The sequence below is a fragment of the Enterobacter cloacae complex sp. IR5384 genome (assembly GCF_049237265.1).
Lineage (GTDB): Bacteria > Pseudomonadota > Gammaproteobacteria > Enterobacterales > Enterobacteriaceae > Enterobacter > Enterobacter cloacae.
Genome location: NZ_JBMKHJ010000113.1, coordinates 1 through 823 on the forward strand (window position 1 = coordinate 1; position 823 = coordinate 823).

General features: G+C 42.4%; 1 protein-coding gene. It reads left to right on the forward strand.

Going from position 1 to position 823, the window contains the following annotated elements:
- Positions 1-22: 22 nt before the first annotated feature.
- A complete protein-coding gene (locus ACOTX3_RS26110; RefSeq protein ID WP_000846390.1) occupies positions 23-823 on the forward strand; it encodes an oxacillin-hydrolyzing class D beta-lactamase OXA-10 in 801 nt (266 codons plus the stop codon).

Genomic DNA, 823 nt, shown 5'->3' on the forward strand with positions numbered 1-823 from the left:
CGTTAGCCACCAAGAAGGTGCCATGAAAACATTTGCCGCATATGTAATTATCGCGTGTCTTTCGAGTACGGCATTAGCTGGTTCAATTACAGAAAATACGTCTTGGAACAAAGAGTTCTCTGCCGAAGCCGTCAATGGTGTCTTCGTGCTTTGTAAAAGTAGCAGTAAATCCTGCGCTACCAATGACTTAGCTCGTGCATCAAAGGAATATCTTCCAGCATCAACATTTAAGATCCCCAACGCAATTATCGGCCTAGAAACTGGTGTCATAAAGAATGAGCATCAGGTTTTCAAATGGGACGGAAAGCCAAGAGCCATGAAGCAATGGGAAAGAGACTTGACCTTAAGAGGGGCAATACAAGTTTCAGCTGTTCCCGTATTTCAACAAATCGCCAGAGAAGTTGGCGAAGTAAGAATGCAGAAATACCTTAAAAAATTTTCCTATGGCAACCAGAATATCAGTGGTGGCATTGACAAATTCTGGTTGGAAGGCCAGCTTAGAATTTCCGCAGTTAATCAAGTGGAGTTTCTAGAGTCTCTATATTTAAATAAATTGTCAGCATCTAAAGAAAACCAGCTAATAGTAAAAGAGGCTTTGGTAACGGAGGCGGCACCTGAATATCTAGTGCATTCAAAAACTGGTTTTTCTGGTGTGGGAACTGAGTCAAATCCTGGTGTCGCATGGTGGGTTGGGTGGGTTGAGAAGGAGACAGAGGTTTACTTTTTCGCCTTTAACATGGATATAGACAACGAAAGTAAGTTGCCGCTAAGAAAATCCATTCCCACCAAAATCATGGAAAGTGAGGGCATCATTGGTGGCTAA